General features: G+C 60.9%; 1 protein-coding gene. It reads right to left on the reverse strand.

What is annotated here, in order from left to right:
* Positions 1-873 (reverse strand): serine/threonine-protein kinase (locus A5736_RS22070; RefSeq protein ID WP_139333502.1); only part of this gene is annotated, 873 nt, incomplete at both ends.

Genomic DNA, 873 nt, shown 5'->3' on the forward strand with positions numbered 1-873 from the left:
GCTGGCAGTGTTAGCTCGGCGTTCGTTGCTCGAATGCCCGTGTGACCGCCGAGGCTTTGACCTAAGGCGTCGGCGAAGTCCGTGCAACGAGCGAATCGGTCACCCGGATTTTTCGCCAAAGCCAGCGCAAGGACCTCGTCGAGGCCTGCCAATTCGGGTCGGATGACGCTGATTCGGGGGGGCGGGCTCGTGAGGTGTGAACTGATGATAGCTACGGGATTATCGCTAGGGAAAAGGGTTGTGCCAGTAAGAAGGTGATAAGCGGTGGCGGCTAACGCGTACTGATCGGCCCGTCCATCGATGTGGCCGCCCAACAACTGTTCGGGCGCCGCATAGGCTGCTGTACCGACCGTCATATTTGTCTGTGTGAGACCACTGATCTCGTCCCGATTGCGTGCAATACCGAAGTCGGTCAACAAGATACGTTGCCTTCCACCCGCTGGACGGGTCAGCAGGATATTGGCCGGCTTGACATCGCGGTGCAGCAAGCCTTTCTGGTGGGCATAATCCAGCGCGCTGGCGACGCCGGCGATTACGGTGCACACGTCGGCAGCTGGCATTCCGGACGGACAGCTTTCCCGGAGCACTCGACGGGTATCGAACCCGTCGACGTAGCGCATCGCGATCCACAGATCACCCTCGAATTCGCCGCGGTCATGGACGGAAACAAGGTGCGGATGCCACAGCGACGACGCTAAGTCGGCCTCTCGAATGAACCGCTCTCGAAAACTTGAGTCGGCGGAGACATCGGCGCGCAAAACCTTCAGCGCTTCCAGCCGGGGCAACCGCGGATGTCGAGCCAAATAGACCTCACCCATCCCGCCGCTGCCCAACAGCCGCACCACGGTGAACCCGGCGAAATCCGCCCCTTCC

This window comes from Mycobacterium sp. SP-6446 (genome assembly GCF_001954045.1).
GTDB lineage: Bacteria > Actinomycetota > Actinomycetes > Mycobacteriales > Mycobacteriaceae > Mycobacterium.